At 61.6% G+C, this 19724-nt stretch carries 17 protein-coding genes and 1 tRNA gene; 7 read left to right on the top strand and 11 right to left on the bottom strand.

The window, feature by feature from the left end; all coding sequences use genetic code 11:
- Positions 1-125 precede the first annotated feature (125 nt).
- Complete coding sequence (locus ACLFLU_RS04755; protein WP_426414222.1) at positions 126-1505, bottom strand: coniferyl aldehyde dehydrogenase; 1380 nt, start codon at positions 1503-1505, stop codon at positions 126-128.
- Positions 1506-1885: 380 nt separating this feature from the next.
- Here ACLFLU_RS04755 and ACLFLU_RS04760 point away from each other — a divergent pair.
- Both ACLFLU_RS04760 and ACLFLU_RS04765 read left to right on the top strand, forming a co-directional pair.
- A tRNA-Met gene (locus ACLFLU_RS04760) sits at positions 1886-1962 on the top strand.
- A 185-nt stretch (positions 1963-2147) separates the two neighbouring features.
- A complete protein-coding gene (locus ACLFLU_RS04765; RefSeq protein WP_426411182.1) occupies positions 2148-3023 on the top strand; it encodes a PhzF family phenazine biosynthesis protein in 876 nt (291 codons plus the stop codon).
- Between the two features lie 29 nt (positions 3024-3052).
- Here ACLFLU_RS04765 and ACLFLU_RS04770 read toward each other — a convergent pair whose 3' ends face one another.
- Entirely contained in the window at positions 3053-4009 is a 957-nt protein-coding gene (locus ACLFLU_RS04770; protein WP_426411183.1) for a LysR family transcriptional regulator, read from the bottom strand.
- Between the two features lie 69 nt (positions 4010-4078).
- Positions 4079-4219 carry a hypothetical protein gene (locus ACLFLU_RS04775; RefSeq protein ID WP_426411184.1) on the bottom strand — a complete coding sequence of 47 codons (141 nt, stop codon included), beginning with the start codon at positions 4217-4219 and terminating at the stop codon, positions 4079-4081.
- Between the two features lie 296 nt (positions 4220-4515).
- Between ACLFLU_RS04775 and ACLFLU_RS04780 the strand changes: the two genes are divergently transcribed.
- On the top strand, positions 4516-4938 hold the full coding sequence (locus ACLFLU_RS04780) for a DoxX family protein (protein ID WP_426411185.1): 423 nt from the start codon (positions 4516-4518) through the stop codon (positions 4936-4938).
- A gap of 136 nt (positions 4939-5074) precedes the next feature.
- Here ACLFLU_RS04780 and ACLFLU_RS04785 read toward each other — a convergent pair whose 3' ends face one another.
- From ACLFLU_RS04785 to ACLFLU_RS04800, 4 genes are all read right to left on the bottom strand, one after another.
- Positions 5075-5668 carry a DUF1349 domain-containing protein gene (locus ACLFLU_RS04785; RefSeq protein WP_426411186.1) on the bottom strand — a complete coding sequence of 198 codons (594 nt, stop codon included), beginning with the start codon at positions 5666-5668 and terminating at the stop codon, positions 5075-5077.
- Positions 5669-5818: 150 nt separating this feature from the next.
- Entirely contained in the window at positions 5819-6742 is a 924-nt protein-coding gene (locus ACLFLU_RS04790) for a substrate-binding domain-containing protein (protein ID WP_426414223.1), read from the bottom strand.
- Between the two features lie 37 nt (positions 6743-6779).
- A complete protein-coding gene (locus tag ACLFLU_RS04795; protein WP_426411187.1) occupies positions 6780-8117 on the bottom strand; it encodes an ABC transporter permease in 1338 nt (445 codons plus the stop codon).
- Positions 8114-9754 carry a sugar ABC transporter ATP-binding protein gene (locus tag ACLFLU_RS04800; RefSeq protein WP_426411188.1) on the bottom strand — a complete coding sequence of 547 codons (1641 nt, stop codon included), beginning with the start codon at positions 9752-9754 and terminating at the stop codon, positions 8114-8116. The genes ACLFLU_RS04795 and ACLFLU_RS04800 overlap by 4 nt, the downstream gene beginning before the upstream one ends.
- A 167-nt stretch (positions 9755-9921) precedes the next feature.
- On the opposite strand from ACLFLU_RS04800, the gene ACLFLU_RS04805 reads away from it, so the two are divergent.
- Complete coding sequence (locus tag ACLFLU_RS04805; protein WP_426411189.1) at positions 9922-10635, top strand: GntR family transcriptional regulator; 714 nt, start codon at positions 9922-9924, stop codon at positions 10633-10635.
- Positions 10636-10815: 180 nt separating this feature from the next.
- Here the strand turns inward: ACLFLU_RS04805 and ACLFLU_RS04810 are convergent, their stop codons facing one another.
- Entirely contained in the window at positions 10816-11127 is a 312-nt protein-coding gene (locus ACLFLU_RS04810) for an ArsR/SmtB family transcription factor (RefSeq protein WP_426411190.1), read from the bottom strand.
- Positions 11128-11222: 95 nt separating this feature from the next.
- On the opposite strand from ACLFLU_RS04810, the gene ACLFLU_RS04815 reads away from it, so the two are divergent.
- Entirely contained in the window at positions 11223-11975 is a 753-nt protein-coding gene (locus ACLFLU_RS04815) for an SDR family NAD(P)-dependent oxidoreductase (protein ID WP_426411191.1), read from the top strand.
- Positions 11976-12114: 139 nt separating this feature from the next.
- Here the strand turns inward: ACLFLU_RS04815 and ACLFLU_RS04820 are convergent, their stop codons facing one another.
- Complete coding sequence (locus tag ACLFLU_RS04820) at positions 12115-12849, bottom strand: AbiV family abortive infection protein (RefSeq protein WP_426411192.1); 735 nt, start codon at positions 12847-12849, stop codon at positions 12115-12117.
- 160 nt (positions 12850-13009) lie between these two features.
- Positions 13010-13192, bottom strand: a complete 183-nt coding sequence (locus ACLFLU_RS04825) for a hypothetical protein (RefSeq protein ID WP_426411193.1) — start codon at positions 13190-13192, stop codon at positions 13010-13012.
- A gap of 100 nt (positions 13193-13292) precedes the next feature.
- Here ACLFLU_RS04825 and ACLFLU_RS04830 point away from each other — a divergent pair, with 100 nt between their 5' ends.
- Complete coding sequence (locus ACLFLU_RS04830; protein ID WP_426411194.1) at positions 13293-15659, top strand: hypothetical protein; 2367 nt, start codon at positions 13293-13295, stop codon at positions 15657-15659.
- A gap of 158 nt (positions 15660-15817) precedes the next feature.
- Here the strand turns inward: ACLFLU_RS04830 and ACLFLU_RS04835 are convergent, their stop codons facing one another.
- Entirely contained in the window at positions 15818-16360 is a 543-nt protein-coding gene (locus tag ACLFLU_RS04835) for a hypothetical protein (protein ID WP_426411195.1), read from the bottom strand.
- A gap of 241 nt (positions 16361-16601) precedes the next feature.
- Here ACLFLU_RS04835 and ACLFLU_RS04840 point away from each other — a divergent pair, with 241 nt between their 5' ends.
- Positions 16602-19655, top strand: coding sequence for an ATP-binding protein (locus tag ACLFLU_RS04840; protein WP_426411196.1), 3054 nt, complete (start codon positions 16602-16604; stop codon positions 19653-19655).
- Positions 19656-19724 lie beyond the last annotated feature (69 nt).

A 19724-nucleotide genomic window follows, 5' to 3' on the forward strand; every position in this document is an offset into this window, starting at 1 on the left:
CCCCTGCGAATGCTTTTTGTTGTTCTTGTCATTGCGAGCGAAGCGAAGCAATCCAGAATCTTTCCGCGGTGACGATCTGGATTGCTTCGTCGCTTCGCTCCTCGCAATGACGGTGTTTGTAGCTCCTACGACATGAACCGCATCATCTTCTCCAGCCGCGCGATCTTGCCGCCATAGGGCGGATAGAGATCGGCGAGGCGGTTGAACTTGGAGCGGTAAAACACCGGCTTCAGCTTGCTGAACGTCCGAAAACCCCATTCGCCGTGATAGGCGCCGGTGCCGGATGCGCCGACGCCGCCCATCGGCTGGTTGGTTTGCGCGAAGTGAAACAGGCAGTCGTTGATGGTGACGCCGCCGGAGATTGTGCGCGCCAGCACCTCGTCGCGCGCATCGCGGTCCCTGCCGAACCAGTACAGCGCGAGCGGCCGTTCGCGGCGGTTGATGAAGGCAATCGCTTCTTCCGCCGGATCGCGATAACCGAGCACTGGCAGCACGGGGCCAAAGATCTCCTCCTGCATCGCCGCCATCTCCTCGGTGGCACCGACGATCAGCGTCGGCGGAAATTTGCGATGCGCCTTCCAGTTCGGATCGTCAGCCTTGGCCGGTTGCAGGATTTTTGCGCCGCGCTGCGCGGCATCTGCGACCAGCGCTTCGAGCCGTGCGTAATGACGGTCGGAAATAACAGAGGTGTAGTCCTTGTTGGCGGGATCGGCGCCGAACATGCGCCGCATCTGCGCGCGGACCTTTTCGGCAAAGGCCTGCAATGAGCCCTCCGGCACCAGCACGTAATCCGGCGCGATGCAGGTCTGCCCCGCATTGAGCAGTTTTCCGTAGGCGATGCGTTCGGCCGCCTCGTCGAGATCGGCTGACACATCGATGATCGCCGGCGACTTGCCGCCGAGCTCGAGCGTGACAGGCGTGAGATTGCGCCCCGCGGCTTCCGCGACCAGCCGCCCGACCCGGGTCGAACCGGTGAACACGAGGTGATCGAACGGAAGCGTCGCAAAGGCTTTTGCGATCTCGTCCTCTACCCCGGTGACCAGCAACTCCGTCGCATCGAATTTTTGCGCGACGGTCTCCTTCAGCAGCGCCGAAAAATGCGGCACGAGCTCGCTCGGCTTGATGATGACACGGTTGCCGGCGGCGATGGCGCCGATCGCGGGCGCGAGCGTCAGCTGCAGCGGATAATTCCAGGGCGCGATGATGCCGACGACGCCAAGCGGCTGCGGGATCAGCCGGTTGCGCGCGGGGAGGAATTGCAGCGCCGTCGCGACGCGCTGCGGCGCCATCCAGCTTTTCAGATGTTTTGTCGCGTGCCGGATCTCGGAGAACACCATCATCGTCTCGGCGATATTGGTCTCGACCGCAGAGCGGTGGCCGAAATCGGCCGAGATCGCCTGCCGGAAGCGCTCTTCATTGTCCGCGACCACGGCACGCAGCCGCGCCAGCCGGTCGAGCCGCGCGGCGCAATCAGGCGCCGGCTCGGCCCGCGACCGCGCGACCATGGCCTGGAAGCTGTCCGTCAGCGCGGCCAGCGGAGCACTCGCCAAGGGGCGATCCAAGGTGTTGTTCAAGGCGGTCCTCCCCAAATCGGCGTTTCGCCTCTGTTTTGTTGCCGCAAGCTGGCGGTTTGTGGAACTTCTGGCAAGTGTGCGGCAAATCGGCCGGAATCAGCGCCCGCTAGCTGTCATAAAGTCGAAAAAAACGTCCCCTCAGCCCTTTCCAAAGGCGGTCCGGGTTGGTACATACCCCTCGCACCCGACGGGCTTTGCCCCGGGATTGCCTTCCAGGGAAGCCTTCGGGACGGGAGAAGCAAGCCACGCGAGCAGCGTCGGCCCTGATCCACCGTCCCCGGTAGTTTCACAAAGGCAAAGCAACGGTTTAACGCGGGGTGGAGCAGCCCGGTAGCTCGTCAGGCTCATAACCTGAAGGTCATAGGTTCAAATCCTATCCCCGCAACCAAATTCGGACCTCACCGGTTCGGATACGAAAATGGCCCGCATGATGCGGGCCATTTTTGTTTTGGGGCCGCCTCAATCGTGCCGAGCCGCCCGGCCAAATCGGCTTTCTCGGACGTCACAGCAACAGCTATACCATCGCTGTTGTCGCCGCCGTCGCACCTTACCTCCCATGACATGAGCCATCCGATGACCGAGGTCGAGCTTGTCAACGTGTTCACTCACATGGGGCGGGGCGGCAATCCCTGTCCAATTGTCATCGATGCATCGAACCTTCCTGCTGCGGGGATGCAGTCGGTCGCTCAGCATTTTGGGCATGAGTCGGGCTTCGTCCTGCCGGCGCCGGGACCCGACTCCGACTATGTCTTCCGGTTCTGGGTTCCGCGACACGAAATGGAGATGTGCGGTCACGCGACGATCGGCGCGCTCTGGGTGCTCGCGGCCAAGGGGCGCTTGGCCGCTGAACAGGTCCGCATCGAGACCCGCAGTGGATCGGTGACAGGCTATGTCGATCGTGCGGGCTCGGGTGATCCGTCCGTCGAGATCAGCCAGCCGGTCGGAAAGGTCGTTGATCTCTCGCGTGCCGATGAAGAGGACGTTCTGTCGACGCTCAAGCTATCGCGTCGCGATCTGCTCGACCTGCCCATACAGAACGCCGTCACCTCGCGCGTGAAGACGCTCATCCCGATGAAGGGCGTCCGCGAACTCAACGAATTGGTGGCGGATCCGCTGTCGATCGAGGCGTGCTGTGGGCGGATCGGATCGACCGGCCTTTATCCCTACGCCATCGACCACCAGGGCGAACGCCGATTCGAGGCGCGGCAGTTTCCGAAATCGTCGGGCTATCCGGAAGATGCCGCCACCGGCATTGCCGCCGCGGCGCTGGCGTTCGGATTGCTCGAGAATGACCTCGTCGAGCCCAATAGCAAGCGGATCACCATCATGCAGGGCCGCGCGATGGGGGCACTGTCCGAAATCCGTGTGCGCCTCGGCTTCGCCGATGAGAGGCCAGTGGGTTGCCTGCTGGGAGGCTCCGTCGCGCGCGTGGAGCAGCATGTCGTGTAGCTTTGGCAGGCCGGCGCAAAGATGGCGCCCTAGACCTGCGCCTTCAGCGCTGTGGCCAGAAAATCGATCATGGCGCGAACGCCGGGCAGCATGCCGCGGCGGGACGGAAACACCAGATGGATGATGCCGTCCTTTGCGCTCCAGTCCGGCAGAACGTGCACCAGCTTTCCATCGTTTAGCGCCCCCTGGCATTCGAGCTCGGGTAGCAGCGCGACGCCGATCCCGGCCTGGGCCGCCTGAATGAGAATGGTGAAGTCCCCGGCCGAGACCTTCGGTTCGACCGTGACCGCGGCCTTCTGCCCGCGCGGGCCTGACAGCTCCCAGGTCCGCGGTCCCGGCGCTTCGGTCGCATCGAGGATCGGCAGCCGCGCAAGATCGCCCGCCGCCTTCGGCGTGCCGTGCTCTTTCAGGAGAGCGGGGCTCGCGACCAGGATTCTCCGGCTGATCCCGATCTTGCGCATCTGCATCTCGCCGTCGGCATCGAGATTTTCACGGATGCGAATCGCGACATCCACCTGCTCCTCGATCAGGTTGATCGGCCGGTTGGTGATGAGGAATTGCGCCCTGAGGCGGGGATATTTCGTGAAAAGCTCGGGCAGTTTCGGCGCAAGCGCGCGCTGGACCCCGACGGGGCAGCCGATGCGGATCAGGCCTTGAGGCTCGGATTTCATCCGCAGGGCCACTTCATCCACGGCGTCTGCGGCGTCGACCACCGTCTGCGCGTACCGGTAGACGTCGCGCCCCACCGCCGTGATGCTCAGCCGGCGCGTCGAGCGCTCGATTAGGCGAACGCCCAACTGCTCCTCCAGCAGCGCGACATGGCGGCTGATCCTGGACTTCGGCAAGCCGAGTGCCCGGGCCGCCGCCGAAAATCCTTCGTGCTTGACCACCGCTGCGAAGAAGTAGAGATCGTTGAAGTCCCGCATGAAAGGCGCCGCCGGATCAATCCCTCCCGCGCCGGGCGGGATCAGGGTGTTCATCCGCATCACAATCTCTCCCAGATTTCAACGCCAAATCGTCGCGGCACACCCCGCACGGATCGCCCAGCTCGCGCTTTAGACATCATCATCGACGCTGGTCTTCGGCGTGGCGATGTCGCCGTCGTCTCCGTCATCGTCCCGCGGCACCGGTGTCAGACAGGCCTGCTGGAAGCTCCGCAGCGTTTCGATCAGTTTGATTTTCAAGATGTCGAACATGATCCGTCTCCATTCGATGAGGCGGTTATAGCGACGCCTGGCCCGCCGCATTAGCCGCCATGAATCGGACGGAGCGTTCCATGGGCTGAACGACGTGGCGCAAGGCCGGCGACGGCCGGCGATCGTTCACGAGATGGAACGATCCGTCCGAAATTGACCGACTAATCGCCGGGCTCGTTCAGGCCGATAACAGGGGGGAAGCGAACACCAACATGGTTCGCGACCGGCGAGGCGGGTTTGACCAAACCAGGACCTGGCTCCGCCGCATTCAACCAACTCGAGCAAGGATCACGATCATGAGTGTCAACAAATATCTCCCCTTCGTCGGCCGTGTTCTGATCGGCCTCCCGTTTGCCATGAGCGGCCTCGGCAAGCTCGGCGCCTATGCCGCGACCACAGGTCTCATCAATGCCGTCGGGCTGCCGTTCCCGCCGCTCGCCTTTGCCGTGGCCGTCGCCGTCGAGCTCGGCGGTGGCCTGCTGCTGATCGCAGGCTACCAGGCCCGCACTGTCGGACTCGTGCTGGCCGTGTTCTCGATCGCGACCGCCGTTTCGTTTCACAGCAACTTCGCCGACCAGAACCAGATGATTCACTTCCTCAAGAACGTGATGATGGCGGGCGGCTTGCTCCAGATCGCGGCCTTCGGCGCCGGCGCTCTCAGCATCGACAACCGCACGAAGCGCGCGGCGTCCTATGCCGGGGCAACTGCCGCCGGCTGAGCCAATTCAAATCCTATCCCCACAGCCAAATTCTGAATGACCGGTTCCGACAGGAAAATGGCCCGCTTGAAGCGGGCCATTTTTGCGTTTTGGGGCGGTCGCCGTCAACTCTGCTGGGCCACCGCGTGTATCTCCGCTAGCTGAGATCGTGCAGATCCTTGCCGAGCGGCGGCTTCAGGGAAAATCGCGTGAACGTAACCGGCAATCCCTCTCGTTCGGGTGTGCAAGCCATGGGCCCGACCCAATAGGATTGCGCCTTGGTGAAAGGAGCCAATCGGACGAGTGGCCAGATTCTGCCATCAGCCGACGCCTGCAATCGCAGCACGCCGTCCGCGACGGTGACACGCATCCAGAAATCGCCGGTATCGTGCTCATAGGGGGCTGTTGCCCAATCCGACTGTCCGTTGGTCAATACGCTCGACAGCATGGCGCGCCCGTCCGAAAATTCGATTCCAGCTTTGACCCAGTGCTCCGCATCGATGCGCACCATGATGCCGGCTTGATCGTAGAGTTCTTGAAAATCGCACGTGATGCGCAACTCGGCAGTAAACGCCTCCGCGGTCCGAAAACCCAGAAAGTGGCCACTGTCGCGGCAAAACCCGTAGTGGGTTTTTTGCCAGAAGTCGGTGGCCTTGTCGGTGACGATCTCGAGGCGATCGCCCTGCGCGGTCCACCGTTCCGGTTCATTTAGCCAAACACCATCCTGCCTGGCGAAGATGGCAGCGCTCATGTCAAACCTCAAAGATCATTGCCGATTCCGCCGGATGTCGATCTGGCGCGGCAAGACAGCCGCCAAGACAGCCGCCGAGGCAGCCGCGAGGTGAACGGAGAGCCCGGTGCGAGATGAAGCGCCGGCTCTCCGGGGTACCTTTCAACCAAATCAGAGCAATCCGTTCTTCTTCAGGATTTCCGGCGCGTTCTCCTTGGTGATCAGCATCGTCGGCAGAGTGATGACCGGATCGAGCTTCTCGCCCTTGAGCAGCTTTGCAGCCTGCCTCAATCCTTCCGCGCCGGGCGTTGCGTAGAGGAACGTCGCGGCGAGCTGGCCCTTGGAGACCCAGGTGACGCCTTCGTCCGGCAGTCCGTCGATGCCGATGATGAACTTGATGTTCTTATCGCGGCCGGCGTCTTTGGCGGCGAGATAGGCGCCGTAGGCCATCGGATCGTTATGGCCGTAGACCATGTCGATCTTCTCGTTGTTGCGAAGCGCGGTCGTCATGATGTCGTAGGCCTTGTCCTGCTTCCAGTCGCCCGACTGGTTGTTGAGCAGGTACTTGATGCCCGGCTCCTTGTCGGTGAAGGCATGGAAGCCGTCGTGCCGGTCATGCGCAGGTTGCGTGCCCATGCCGCCCCAGATTTCGACGACGTTGCCGGCCGCCTTGCCCGGACCGCCGAGCAGCTTCACTGCGTGCTCCCCGGCGGCCTTGCCGATCGCGACGTTGTCGCCGCCGATGAACTGGGTGATGCGCTTGGTGTCGACATTGCGGTCGAGCACGATAACGGGAATCTTGGCGTCGATCGCCTTTTCGACAACGCCGGTCAGGCCGGCCGATTCCTTGGGCGAGATCAGCAGCACGTTGACCTGCTGTACGATCAGGTTATCGCAATCGGCGACCTGCTTCTCGGTCTTGTCCTGGCCGTCTGTAATGATGAGGTCGATATCCGGATGGTTCTTCGCCTCGGCCTGGATGTCCTTGTTGAACTGCACGCGCCACGGCTCCAGCGTGGTGCACTGGCTGAAGCCGACTTTCGACTTGCCGGCGGCCCTTGCAGGCGTCCAACCGGCCGGCAGATAGATGGTCATTGCGGCCCCCGCCGCGGTGGTCGACAATTTCAAGAATTCACGACGCTTCATCGAGATCCTCCCTTGCGAGTTGAGCCTTTGCGGCGCTTGGCAGCCGATAGGGCTCGGCTGTTTTCGGATCGGCGTGTGCCTCGCCCGACCGGCGGAATCGCCATCGCGCGACGAGTTGGCCGAGATTCTGTTCCTGCACCAGCACGGTGCAGACGATGATCAACCCCTTCATCACGAGCTGGACATTGGAGTCGATGTTCTGAAGCTGCAGGATGTCGGAGAGCAGGCCGAAGATCAGGACGCCGACGAAGGTGCCGGCGAGGCCGCCGCGGCCACCCATCAGACTGGTGCCGCCGATCACGACGGCGGCGATCGCGTCGAGCTCGAGGCCGGTGCCTGCGTCGGGCTTGCCCTGCCTGTACTGCGCGACGAACAGCACGCCGGCGATCCCCGCGAGAAGGCCCGACAACAGGTAGGCCGTGAGCTGCACCTGCGCGACCTTGATGCCGGAAAGCTTTGCGGCCTCGACGTTGCCGCCGATCGCGTAGGCATAGCGCCCGAATGTGGTGAAGCGCAGGATCGCGCCGAACAGGCAGATAGCCGCGAGGAAGAAGACACTCGGGACAGGCAATACGCCCCACAGCATCGAGCGCAGCAGCTCAAAGGCCTCGGTCGCATTGGTGCCGGTGTAAACCGGTACCACGGCGTTGTCGGACCCGGCCGTCAATCGCGCGATGCCGAGTGCGCTGACCATCATCGCAAGCGTCGCGATGAAGGGCTGCAGCCGGCCGGTGACGATCAAGAGCCCGTTGATGCCGCCAAGCATCATCGCGAGGCAGGGTGCGATCAGCAGGACACCGAGAACGCCGAACTTGGCCGGCACCTGGTTCATCGTCCACCACCCGATTGCGATGGCGGCGACAAGGCCGAGCAATCCGGGAATGCCTATGCTCTGCCAGCGCGGCAGCGAGATCTCGCGCCGCCGTCCGGCACTGACATCGCGGCCACGCGCGAGGCCGGCGAACACGAATCGTGCAGCCAGTGCCACGGCAGCGCCGCCGACCAAGATCGCGGCCGGTACGCCCATGACAGAGGCCGAGGTCCATCCGGGCTTGGTCAGCAGCATCGCGCAGATCACCGTCGAGAAGCCCATCACTGAGCCGACCGACAGATCGATGCCGCCGAGCAGGATGACCATGGTCATTCCGGTCGCGACCAGTCCAGTGATCGAGACCTGGCGCAGTACGTCGGTCAAATTGCCGTAGGACAGGAAGATGTTGTGGCCGGATGACGTATGCGGCGAGATGAGGGCGCCGATCAGGCAGATCAGCAGGAGCCCCCAATAGAGCTTGGTGCGGGAGAGCAGGCGGAACAGGGCTTTCATGATGCGACGTCCTGCGCCCAATTCGCCATCCCTGGTGCCGCAAGGCGCATCACCGTCTCTTGCGTCGCGTTCTCGCGTGCGAGGATGCCGCTCTGCCGCCCCTCGCACATGACGAGGATGCGGTCGGACAACAGCAGGAGCTCGGGCATCTCCGAGGTGACCACGATGATGCCGAGCCCCTGCGCGGCGAGATCGAAGATCAACCGGTAGATCTCCTGTTTGGCACCGATGTCGATGCCGCGGGTTGGCTCGTCGAGCAGCAGGATGCGCGGTTCGGTCGCCAGCCATTTGCCGATCACGACCTTTTGCTGGTTGCCGCCGGACAGCGTGGCGGCTTCCTGGCCGATGCCCGTGCAGCGAACCGAGAGCCGCTTGACCATGTCGGCCGCGAGCGCGCGTTCGCGACCGAACGCGCGCAGGCCATATCGCGAGAGCGCGCCAATCGAGGGCAGCGCGACATTATCGCAGATCGAGGCGGCCAGATGCAGGCCGCGCTCCTTGCGATCCTCGCTGACGAGCGCGACGCCGAGATGGTAGGCGTCGGAAGGAGAGTTGATGTCGACCGCCGCACCGTCGATTGCGATGCTGCCGGTCCGCCAGCCGCGCGCCACGCCGAAGATCGACTCCAGGATCTCCGTCCGGCCGGATCCGAGCAGACCACCGACACCGAGGATCTCGCCGCGCTTCAGCTCGAAACTCACGCCGTGCAGCGTCCGCCGCCATCCGTGCGGACCGAGCGTATCCAGCGTCAGGTCCTGCACCGAGAGGACGACCGCGCCGTCCCGCGCCGTCGCGCCGCGTTCATTTGCGGACATCTCGCGGCCGACCATCGCCGAGATGATGGCTCCGCGTGAGAGTTCATCGATTCGTGCCGTCACCACGCGCCGGCCGTCGCGCAGCACGGTGACACGGTCGGCAAGCTCCAGCACTTCATCGATACGATGCGATGTGTAGATGATCGCGACGCCTTCGCTTGCGAGCTGACGCACGATCTTGAACAGCGTGTCGCATTCCGAGGACGACAGCGCCGAGGTCGGCTCGTCCATGATGAGGATGCGCGCATTGAGCGACAGCGCCCTGGCGATCTCGACGAGCTGCTGCTCGCCGACGCGCAGGCCGGCAATCCTGGTGTCAGGCGCGATCGTTACGCCGAGGCGTGCCAGCAGCCGCTCGGCCGCTCTCATCATCCGCCGCCGGTCGATCAATACGCCGCCGATCAGCGGTTCTCGGCCAAGGAAGATATTGTCGGCGATGCTCAGCTCGGGAACGAGGTTGAGCTCCTGGTGGATGATGGCGACGCCGGCCTCTTCGGCATCGCGCACGCCGTTGAAGGACGCCGCATGGCCCTCGACCAGGATGATGCCGTCGTAGCTCGTGTGGACGCCGGCAAGGATCTTCATCAGAGTGCTCTTGCCGGCGCCGTTCTCGCCCATCAGCGCGTGCACTTCGCCGTGGCGCAGATCGAAGTCGACGTCGTGGAGTGCCTTCACGCCGGCGAAGGATTTGGAGACCCGCTCTGCGCAGAGCACGGCATGTCCGCCCGGCACGCTGGCGCGGCTGCCAAGCTCGACCACGCGCGAGGAGCGCGATGCACCGCGCTCGTCGTCTGCCCCGAGCGCGCCGAAGCGTGTCTCCATCGGCTTTTTCCTCCCGGCGTGCCGACAGTCCTTGCAGACATCGAGCCGCAGGTGATCGTTTTGCTTATTACTGATATGCTAGTTATATCAGTCGATGCTCGTCAAGCCTTTTGGTCGCGATTGGCGTTGCGGCGTCGAAATGTGTAGATCGGCCGGGGGAACAGAGCATGCATTCAATCGGCGGGTTCAGTGGCGGCGCGAGGTCAGCGCGCGGGCGCAGCACAGGCGGGTCGAAAGTCGATCAGGCCTATCTTGCGCTGAAGCGCGCCATCGTCTCCGGCACGCTTGCGCCCGAAACGCCGATCGACAAGAACGAATGGTGCGCGCGCTTTGAAGTGTCGAAGCTGTCGATCACCACGGCGATCAACCGGCTCGCCTTCGAAGGACTCGTCGTGGTCGAGCCGCAGCGCGGCTCCTACGTCGCCAGGATTCATCTCGAGGACGTCCGCCAGTGGATGCTGATGCGTCGCGCGCTGGAGGTCGAGGTCGTCGGCGTCTGCGCGGCCAGCATGTCGGACGATGCGATCGGCGCGCTCGGCCAGAATCTCGCCTATCAGAAGGCTGCGATCGCGAGCGGAGACCTCGAAGGCTTCCACGAGCTCGATACCAGGTTTCATCACCAGATGACCGAGAGCCTGAGCCTCGCGCGTGTCGGCGAAGTCCTCGATCCGATTCGAACTCATCTCGAACGCGTTCGCCGCACGCTGCTGCCCGAGCCGGGCCGGCTCAAAGGAACTTACATGGAGCACGAGGCGATCTACCGCAGAATAGCAGATCGCGATCCTGAAGGGGCCAAGGTCGAGATGGCCAACCATCTCGATCGCGTCGCGCGCGAGCTGCATGCCTTCGTGGAGAAGCATCCCGGCTTCTTCGAGAGCTAGCCTTCGGCGTGGGACATGTCGCGCGAGCTCCGGCGATCACGTCCGACCAAACTGTTGCGCCGAGCCTCGTCAGGGCTCGGAAGTGTCGGGCTTGGCGCCGGAGCCTTCGCCCAGGAACTTCTGAGACTACGGTGACAATCTGTGGACTGTAATTCACCAATTTGTCGTGCGCGAATGCTCTCAGTCAGGAAAGCTCAGGATCATCTTCAACAGTTTTGGAAATCGCGCATTGATGTCCTCCTCGCGCACGACATTGCGGTGCTGGACACCTTGCTTTGACGTCCGGATCAGGCCGGCCTCCCGCAGAATGCGAAAATGGTTCGACAGGGTCGATTTCGCCATCTCGGGGCAAGGTGCCGCCTCGGTGCACGACATGCAAGCGTTCTGTGCGACCAGGCTTTTGACGATGCGCAGCCGCATGGGATCCGCGAGGGCTCCGAGCACTCCGGCCAGCGTAATCTCGTCCCGCGATGGGTGAACGAACTGCACCATGCCCAAAATATAGCATGCCCCTTGCACTCGTTCAATAGTTCACTAGTATTGAACTATTGAATATCGGCATCCCGCCGAGCAACGGAAGACATGCGATGACCAAGAGACTCGAAGGCAAAGTTGCGCTCGTGACCGGCGCATCCAAAGGCATTGGTGCCGAAATCTCCGCCCGGCTTGCGGCTGAGGGCGCGGCGGTCGCCGTCAATTACAGCTCCAGCAAGCAGGCCGCCGACCGCGTGGTCGCCGCCATCATCGCCAAGGGGGGCAAGGCCGTCGCGGTCCATGGTAACTTGGCCGACGCCAAGGACGTGAAGAGCGTTGTCGCGGAGACCATGAAGGCGTTCGGCGCGATCGACATCCTCGTCAACAACGCGGGCGTCTACGAGTTCGCCCCGCTCGAGGCCATCACGCCTGAGCATTTCCACAAGCATTTCGACCTCAATGTGCTGGGCCTGCTGCTGGTCTCGGGTGAAGCGGCGAAGCACTTCAACGCCAATGGCGGAAGTATCATCAACATCAGCTCCGGCGTATCGACCATCGCACCGGCGAACACCGCCGTTTACACCGCGACCAAAGCCTCGGTGGATGCGATCACCTCCGTGCTGTCGAAGGAGCTCGCGCCGCGCAAGATTCGCGTCAACGCCGTCAATCCAGGCATGATCGCCACCGAAGGCGTCGTGTCGGCCGGCCTGCACGAGGGCGACATGCGCAAGTGGATCGAATCCACCACCCCGCTTGGCCGCATCGGCAAGGTTGAGGAGATCGCCGCCGCGGTGGCCTTCTTTGCATCGGACGACGCGTCCTACATCACGGGCGAGACTCTTCACGTCACCGGCGGCCTTCGCTGACGAGGCGCATGCTCCGGCGGGTCGACGGCGAAGGCCGTCGTCCCGGCATGCCGGTGAAGTTCCGGTGGCACCGCTCTGAACATTCGTGTTGGTGTTGGACTAAGAATGATTACGAATTACAGTGACTGTCACTGTAATCCTATTTGGTCTTCCGCCTGTTCGGCGGGCGCTTGTTTTCTGGGATGGATTCCATCAGCGTGTCCATCAGCAAGTCAGGGAGCTTGGCTGGATTGATGTCAGGATCATTCATAAGCCGGATCATGGTTTCTTTGAGCGAATTCATGATCGGAATGGCGGCATCGGGATTCTCGTTCCATTTAACCATCATATCCCGCTTGGGGGCCATTAGACCGAGGAAACTCTCGTTCTGTCTGGCCATCGCCTTGACCATGGATTTCGTCACGCGCTCGGCCGGGGCAACGAACGCGCCGTCAACAAGGTCGACGTAGAGGGCTGCGTTCTTTGCGTCGTTCGATTCCCGATGAAAGGCGGCTTGCCTCTCTTTGAAAGCCCTGATCGACGCGTCTACGTCGCCGGCCTTCATGGCCGCTTCTTCCGTTTCCGAATGCGGGAGCATGTAGGCGTTGATGTAGTTTTTGGCTTTATGGTGAGTGAATTGCTTCGTCGCCGCCACGAGATCGACGTGACCTCCTATGAGGACATTGCTCGCTAGCGCGCCTAGCGCCTCCACCTTTGCGAGTTCCTCCATCGAAATCTGGTGAAGAAATAGTGCTCGGCTGTAGGCCTTGGCTCCGGCGAGCACGGTTGCTTCAAAGTAGAGCCGTTCGGCGTTTTCGAACGCGGCCAAGGTCCCTTTGGTGATCTCGGCGAGAGCGGCCCTGTTCTCGTCAGCCAGTGTCTGCTTTTCCGGCATGCGCCCCTGTCCAAGACTTGGGTGTCATGTAACCTAGTACACGACGCTAAAGTTCTGCGAAATTACTTCCCTGCACAAATAGAGGAGAGTTTCTATTAACGTAAGATAGAGCAGCTCAATAGCTAGTCAGGCTCATAACCTGAAGATCGTAGGTTCAAATCTATTCCGCAACCAATAAAAATCCTGCATTGACAACAGAAAAATCAAAAATCCGCTCGTTGAACGGTTTTGTTTGCCCAAAGTCGGCTAGGACAAATGCTGCGCCCTTCAGCGAGGCCGGTTCGGGTCGATTAATTCGAATCCCCCCGGCTTTCACCCGCAGGATTTGGTTAGCAATACACATAAAAGCTGTACTGGAGCCGATCTGCCCGTTGCCAGATATCTCAGGTTCATGTTTGCCTCAAGCTATCGCGTCTTCAAAGGCGATACGAGGAGCCTAGACCTTGCAGATTGTCGATCAAATACCTTCGCTAGCGCAAGCGCAGGGTCCGTACCGAGATCTTGCACTCCACACAATCGGTTGGAAAGCATTCCAAGATCTGTGCGCACATGTGATGGAAGATGTCCTTAGCACACCCGTCGAGGTTTTTCGGGAAGCGCATGACGACGGACAAGACGCGGTATTGAATTCAAAGCGTATTGGCGGGCCTGATCAACTCACGACGGTTCAGTGCAAATTTAGCGCGGTGGCCGGTCGGACATTGAAGCCTAGCGATCTGGCAGTCGAGGAAGAACATATTGCGTTGCTTTTGGAAAAAGGACTGGCTGACCGATACATCTTGATGACCAGCATGTCGGTTTCTGCTCCTGTCGCTGTCAAAATTCGAAAGCGATTGAGGGAACTTGGAGTAAGGCGCCCGCACGTTCTTGGAAAGGAGTTTCTGACGCGTGTTATTTGCAGTAGCAGCAAGCTTCGCGCGTTTGTGCCGCTTGTCTATGGATTGGGTGATCTATCCCTCATCCTCGATGATCGACGCGCAAAACAAGCCAAGGCCGTTCTTGGGCACCTTCAGAGTTCTCTACGAACTTATGTGACGACTACTCCGCACGTCAAAGCCGTCCGCGCCCTTGCGAAGCACAAGATCGTCATGCTGCTCGGGGACGCGGCAACCGGTAAATCAACTATCGCAGCCGTCTTAGCGACGGTCGCGGCCGACAATCCTCGGCACCGCTGCTTTAAGGCGGACGGCCCGATCGAGCTAATGGAGAACTGGAATCCCGACGAAGGCGGCGCACTATACTGGATTGATGATGCGTTTGGCCCGAACCAGTTAAGGCAAGATTTCGTCGATGCTTGGATAAATATGATGCCCAAAGTCCAAGCGGCGATTGCCGGAGGAAACTCATTTGTTCTTACGTCACGGCGACATATTTACGAAGCCGCCAAACCAAAGCTCGGATCACGTAATCATCCACTTTTTCGGAACGAAGAAGCAATAGTTCAAGTCGGGAATTTGACTCCCGATGAACGAAGCCAAATTCTCTACAATCACATCAAGGCCGGAAATCAGCCCACGCAATGGAAAACGTATCTCAAGAATTATCATGTTGAAGAACTGGCCAAAGAGGAATTGTTGATCCCGGAGATCGCGCGACAACTAGGCGATTGCGCTTATACTCAAAAAGTTCAGCTCACTCGCGATTCTCTCGTCCGTTTCATTCGCGCTAACCGCACATTTCTGCACGACACGATCAAGGAACTTTCCAAGGATAGCCGTGCTGCGCTTACGCTCGTTTTCTTGCACGGCGGCAAGATGGCAATTGGAAACCCTTCCGCCAACATGCAAGAATTGGTGATCCGCCATTACGACGTCGATCGCGAGGCGCTGGGCGAAGCGCTAGGCCACTTGAAGGGGTCGTTTCTTGTCGAGAAAGCGGAGGGCGGCCAATCCTTCTGGACGTTCAAGCACCCAACGCTCGCCGATGCGCTTGCCTCCACGCTTGGCGAGACAGAAGGAATGCGTGAACTGTATTTGCGCGGAGTAAAGGTCGAAACGGTTCTGTCGAACACCGCGTGCGCTTCTGAGACTGTGATTGGCGATTTCGTGCTGCTGCCAGAAACACTTGACGGTCTGTTGGTGGAGCGCTTGCTTGAAACTCCGGATGAAGCGAGCTTGAATCGCCAGCTCTTCAGCTATTTGGCCGACAAGGCATCTGATTCGGTTGTGCGCGCTGTATTTGCTAAAGCTCCGGGCTTCTTTGATCGGAAGGCTACTTCAAGTTACCGATCGGCCTATGATCCCAAGGTGCGTGCGTACGCGCGTGCACAAAGCCTCAATATTCTCCCGTCAGAAGCTCGCATGATGATGGCTGGCACCCTGGAATATGATCTCTTTGAAGGCCTTGACGTATCATGCCTAGACGACGAGCGTATCTTGCAGCTTTTCCCAGTGGCTACCTTGCTAAACCTGGTTTCGCGGATAAAGATTGATCTAATTCCCAAGTATGAGGAGGCCATTGAGACGTGCGCCGAGGATGCCGATCTCGACCTGGAGCCGAGCGACAGTTTTGATGATCTAAATTCGGCGGTCACTGATCTTGTGCGCTTTCTTGATGACAAGGGCTCTGAAGTGCTGGAAAGCGCGCAATATCTTTATGGTTCGATCGAGAGTGGTGTCGAGAAGGTCGCAGAACGAAAAGATAAGCGCCAGCGCGAGCTTGAACGCGAACGAAATGATTGGATGTGGGAGGAGTTGTCCGAAAGCGCTCGGTCAGCTTCACGTTCACAACCGATTACGTCAAACACAGCGCGCGAGATGGGCGGCGCGTCTCCTAGCCCCCGTTCAATTTTTAGCGACGTTGATCAGTAACGGCCGGCCGGGCGCGACCATTTTGTCTTAGGAGATGAGGTGCTCAAAACCCCGTAATCACCCTTTGCGTTTCCGACCCACGCAACAAAAAGCGCGAGCCGGCAAAGTCCGACCCGCGCCGTTCAGATCAGAAGATGCCGTTGCGATCTCGCCCCCGCTCAGCCCTTCTCCGGCCTGTGCGGGCAGACCATCGTCAGATGGAGCAGCGTCGGTTTGTCCGAGCCCTTCTTGTACTCCCACTCCAACCGGATCTCGTGCCGGTCTGCATAAGCATCGCTCGGCGCGTGGGCAATGATGTTGGTCTTCATCGGGATTGGCGGCTCGGAGTTGAAGCACTTGCGGACGCAGGCATCGAGCAGGTCGCACCGCGTCAAGGGAATGACCCCGGGCTCGTCCCTGGACAGGGGGACCGTGTTCAGCTGGGCGCTGAGGTCGACGCGAGCCCGGCCCTTCTCCTTGTGCCAGTGCTCGGCGCTGCCCTGCGGCCACCTTGAGGCCGGTGTCAGAATGAGATGGTACTGGCCGTATTCCAAGGTCGGCAGATCGATGTCCTTCGATGCCTTGAGCTTGGCCACGCTCTTCTTCATGTTGGCCAGAGGGTAGTAATTGCTGTTCATCAAATCTCTAAACGGCTTGCCTCTGTAAGGTCTCGAGCCCATCGCCTTTTCCTTCAAAATGTCCTTGGCTTTGCGAAAATGCATACAGCTCCGCGACGCCGGTCGGTTTGCCCAACCTTGCGCTGCCGAAATATATGGCCCCTTTTGACGGGATTTTTTGACGCTACCACTCAGGACTGTGTTTCGTCCAGATCGCCACCCGCGCTGTGCCCAGCTAATGGCGAGGAGCGCGCACGATTGCTAAGTGGTTGTCGATCGGTATTGTCATCAAGAGTCGTTCGCGGATTCTGATCGACAGACGGGCCGCGACCTTTGAGGCGCAGGAATGCATTGCTTCGCGTGTCAGTCGGCGATCGGTCCAGACGATAGCTGGTGCTCCAAATGCGGGGCCGCGGTGCGTCAACGGGTTGATCCCGACAGCGAACGTCGCTTTGTGACGATTCTTCGTGCTGACGTCATCGACTCCACGGGTCTTGTTGCTGAATTGGATCCGGAGGCGGCTGTCTCGCGCCTCGAGCCGGCGCTGGCGGCCATGAGGGCCTCCGTACGTCAGTTTGGCGGCATCGTCAGCAAGGAGTTGGGCGACGGGCTTGCCGCGGTGTTCGGCGCCCCGATCGCGGACGACAACCATGCGCCGCTGGCGTGTCATGCCGCGATCGAGCTGGTCCGGCGCGTTGCCAGCCTCGGTGATCCCGCCCTTCAGGTCCGGGTCGGCCTCCACTCAGGCCACGTCGTCGCCTACATGGTCGCCAGCGAATTCTCCAAGGTCTACGAGATCGGCGGCGCCGCCCAGCATCTGGCCGCGCGGTTGGAGCAGGAGGCCCAGGCGAACCAGATCTACGTCTCGGAAGCCTGCCAGAATCTCGCCGACGGGCATGTCCGATTCGAATCTCTGGGCGGCAAATCGCTGCGCGGCTTCAGCCAGCCCGTGCCGGTCTACCGGATCGTGGGGGCCAGCGATCTGTCGAGCTGGCGGGTCCGGCGCGCCCGCAGCGTCTCGCGATTCGTCGATCGCACCACCGAGCGAGCCCTGCTGGACCGCGCGGCCACGCAGGCGAAAGCCAGCCGGCAGACTGTCCTGCTGCTCGGCGATGCCGGCATCGGCAAATCGCGGCTGGTGCATGAGTTCGCCCAGAAGCTCAGGGCCGAGGGCTGGCGGCTGATCGACGCCGAGTGCAGCCCGAATCTCCAGAGCGCGCCCTTCAGCACCCTCAAGCGAATCTTGCTGTCGGCCATGGACTCGGCCGCAAGGGACCCCGGCAATCCCGGCGATCCCCTGAAGGACCTGCCCGCGATCCAGCAGAGTGCCCTCGACGCGGTGCTCGATGTGCCGATCGCGAACCCGCAATGGGACGAGCTCGAGCCTCATGCCCGCGGGCGCGTGATCTCCGATGCGAGCTGCGCCGTCATCCAGAGCCTGGCCAATCGCCAGCCGACGGTCCTGCTGTTGGAGGATCTGCACTGGATCGACCGGGCCAGCGACGTCGTCGTGGCCGCCATCGCTTCGCTGGCGGTGCCCGATCTCCTCGTGCTGCTCACCTCCCGCCCGAATGGCATGCCGGTCTGGATCGCGCGCTGCCACGCCGAAGTCGTCGCGATGCGGCCGCTCGACGACGATTCGGGACTGGAAATGCTGTCCGACATGCTCGGATCGTCCGCGACCAATGCCGATCTGAAGAGCCGGATCATTTCCCACACGGCCAACGTGCCGCTGTTCATCGAGGAGGTCTGCCGCGGCTTGAAGGAGAGCGGCACCCTGCGCGGCGAGTGGGGCGACCTCGCTTTGGTGCGCCCGATCGACGAGCTCGGTATTCCCACCAGCATTCAGGGCGTGATCGCGGCACGCCTCGACCGTGTGTCGAAGCAGGAACGGTCCGTCTTGCAGGTCGCGGCCGCGCTGGGGGCGCGGTCGAGCGAGGCCACGCTGCGGAAGATTGCGATCCTGCCCGAACATGCCCTGCGCGGCTGCCTCGTCTCGCTCGATCGCGCCGAGCTGCTGGTCCGGATCGATAGCGAATTGGAGGATTCGCTGGAGTTCCGCCACGAGATGGTTCGCCAGGTCACCTACGATTCAATGGTCGAAAAGGCGCGCGAGGACATCCACGCGCGTGTGCTCGCGGCTTTCGAGAGCGACGAAACATGGCGAGATGATCCCGACGCCCTCTGTTACCATGCCATCCGCGCCAAAGACTGGGCGAAGGCATTCAACTACGGGAGAAGCGCCGCCCAGAAATGTCTGGTGCGATCGGCCTATGCCGAGGCGGTCGACTACTTCCAGACCGCGATGAATTCGCTCGACAAGACGCCGTTGACGCGCCCGCGGGAGACGAACGCCATCGATCTCCGGATGGAGGCGCGCATGGCATTCATCTGGTCCGGTCGCGTCGCCGAGTGGATCGATCTCGGAAAGGAGGCCGACCAACGGGCCAGCCAGATCGATGATGTCGGCAGAAGGGTCGCTGCCATGACGGTCATGGCGGGTGGGCAGAACTTCTATGGGACGCCGGCCGAGGCTGTCATTCTTGGCGAGGAAGTCGTCGATCTTGCCGAGGAGTCGGGCAATCCGGGGTGGCGCAACCTTGCGCAATACAATCTCGGCCAGGCGTATTTCCTTGCCGGACGATATCGCGAGGCCGAGCAGACATTCGCGCGAGCCCGTAACCATCTCATAGGGCCGGAAGCGAGTGCGCCGTTCGGCACGCCGCCGAAATACACACTCCTGCTTTGCTGCATGATGAAAAGCTTCACCCACACCGTCATGGGTGAGCTCGACGCCGCCGAGCAGCTCCAGCGAGAGGCCGTTGCGATTGCGGACGAGACCAGCCGTCCCTATGACCGCGCAGCCGCCGCCTATAGCGGCGGCTGGCTGATGCTTGGCCGGGGCGATCCGGCAGCGGCCGCTTCCATTCTCGAAGACGGTTTTGTGCTGGCGCAAAAACACGGCATCCGGCTGTTCGTGCCGGTGCTCGCCTGCCATCTCGGCATCGCCTATCTGGAGCAGGGCCTGTTCGACCGGGCGCGCGGCATGCTGGCCGAGGCGCGCGAAGAGGCGCGCAGTGTCGGTTACACCTCGGCGGTGCTGCGCTCGTCGATCTACCTGGCGCTGGCGACCAACCGGCTCGGCGATGCCCGGGCGGCCCAGAACATGCTGCGCGAAGCGCGCAACACCGCGCGCCAGCAGGGCTTCTCCGGCCTCGAGGCCGAGGCCCTGTTCGGCGAGGCCGTGGTGACGCCATCGCGCGAGGAGAACCGGACCATCATCCTCTCCGCCTTGCGCGCCGCAATCGCGATCGCCTCCGAGAGCGGCGCGAAGCCGTTGCAACAGAAGGCCGAAGCGATGCTGAACGGCATGCTCGCTGCGGGCGATCAGCTGACCTGAGCCTCGGTCGCGGTCGGCTGCGTTCTTGCCCGACGGGTCAACTAAGTTTCGCAAGCGGCCCAAGCACTT

It is taken from the genome of Bradyrhizobium ganzhouense, from assembly GCF_049949285.1.
In the GTDB taxonomy this organism is placed as follows: domain Bacteria; phylum Pseudomonadota; class Alphaproteobacteria; order Rhizobiales; family Xanthobacteraceae; genus Bradyrhizobium; species Bradyrhizobium ganzhouense.

What these genes read in the sequence shown, in the direction of transcription:
- ACLFLU_RS04780 (WP_426411185.1), top strand. Translation starts at nt 4,516, where the DNA reads ATGAGTGTCAACAAATATCTCCCCTTCGTCGGCCGTGTTCTGATCGGC.
- ACLFLU_RS04810 (WP_426411190.1), bottom strand. Translation starts at nt 11,127, where the DNA reads ATGGTGCAGTTCGTTCACCCATCGCGGGACGAGATTACGCTGGCCGGA.
- ACLFLU_RS04755 (WP_426414222.1), bottom strand. Translation starts at nt 1,505, where the DNA reads ATGGTCGCGCGGTCGCGGGCCGAGCCGGCGCCTGATTGCGCCGCGCGG.
- ACLFLU_RS04800 (WP_426411188.1), bottom strand. Translation starts at nt 9,754, where the DNA reads ATGGAGACACGCTTCGGCGCGCTCGGGGCAGACGACGAGCGCGGTGCA.
- ACLFLU_RS04805 (WP_426411189.1), top strand. Translation starts at nt 9,922, where the DNA reads ATGCATTCAATCGGCGGGTTCAGTGGCGGCGCGAGGTCAGCGCGCGGG.
- ACLFLU_RS04825 (WP_426411193.1), bottom strand. Translation starts at nt 13,192, where the DNA reads ATGTGTATTGCTAACCAAATCCTGCGGGTGAAAGCCGGGGGGATTCGA.
- ACLFLU_RS04815 (WP_426411191.1), top strand. Translation starts at nt 11,223, where the DNA reads ATGACCAAGAGACTCGAAGGCAAAGTTGCGCTCGTGACCGGCGCATCC.
- ACLFLU_RS04775 (WP_426411184.1), bottom strand. Translation starts at nt 4,219, where the DNA reads ATGTTCGACATCTTGAAAATCAAACTGATCGAAACGCTGCGGAGCTTC.
- ACLFLU_RS04840 (WP_426411196.1), top strand. Translation starts at nt 16,602, where the DNA reads ATGCATTGCTTCGCGTGTCAGTCGGCGATCGGTCCAGACGATAGCTGG.
- ACLFLU_RS04770 (WP_426411183.1), bottom strand. Translation starts at nt 4,009, where the DNA reads ATGCGGATGAACACCCTGATCCCGCCCGGCGCGGGAGGGATTGATCCG.
- ACLFLU_RS04790 (WP_426414223.1), bottom strand. Translation starts at nt 6,742, where the DNA reads ATGACCATCTATCTGCCGGCCGGTTGGACGCCTGCAAGGGCCGCCGGC.
- ACLFLU_RS04795 (WP_426411187.1), bottom strand. Translation starts at nt 8,117, where the DNA reads ATGAAAGCCCTGTTCCGCCTGCTCTCCCGCACCAAGCTCTATTGGGGG.
- ACLFLU_RS04765 (WP_426411182.1), top strand. Translation starts at nt 2,148, where the DNA reads ATGACCGAGGTCGAGCTTGTCAACGTGTTCACTCACATGGGGCGGGGC.
- ACLFLU_RS04835 (WP_426411195.1), bottom strand. Translation starts at nt 16,360, where the DNA reads ATGCATTTTCGCAAAGCCAAGGACATTTTGAAGGAAAAGGCGATGGGC.
- ACLFLU_RS04820 (WP_426411192.1), bottom strand. Translation starts at nt 12,849, where the DNA reads ATGCCGGAAAAGCAGACACTGGCTGACGAGAACAGGGCCGCTCTCGCC.
- ACLFLU_RS04785 (WP_426411186.1), bottom strand. Translation starts at nt 5,668, where the DNA reads ATGAGCGCTGCCATCTTCGCCAGGCAGGATGGTGTTTGGCTAAATGAA.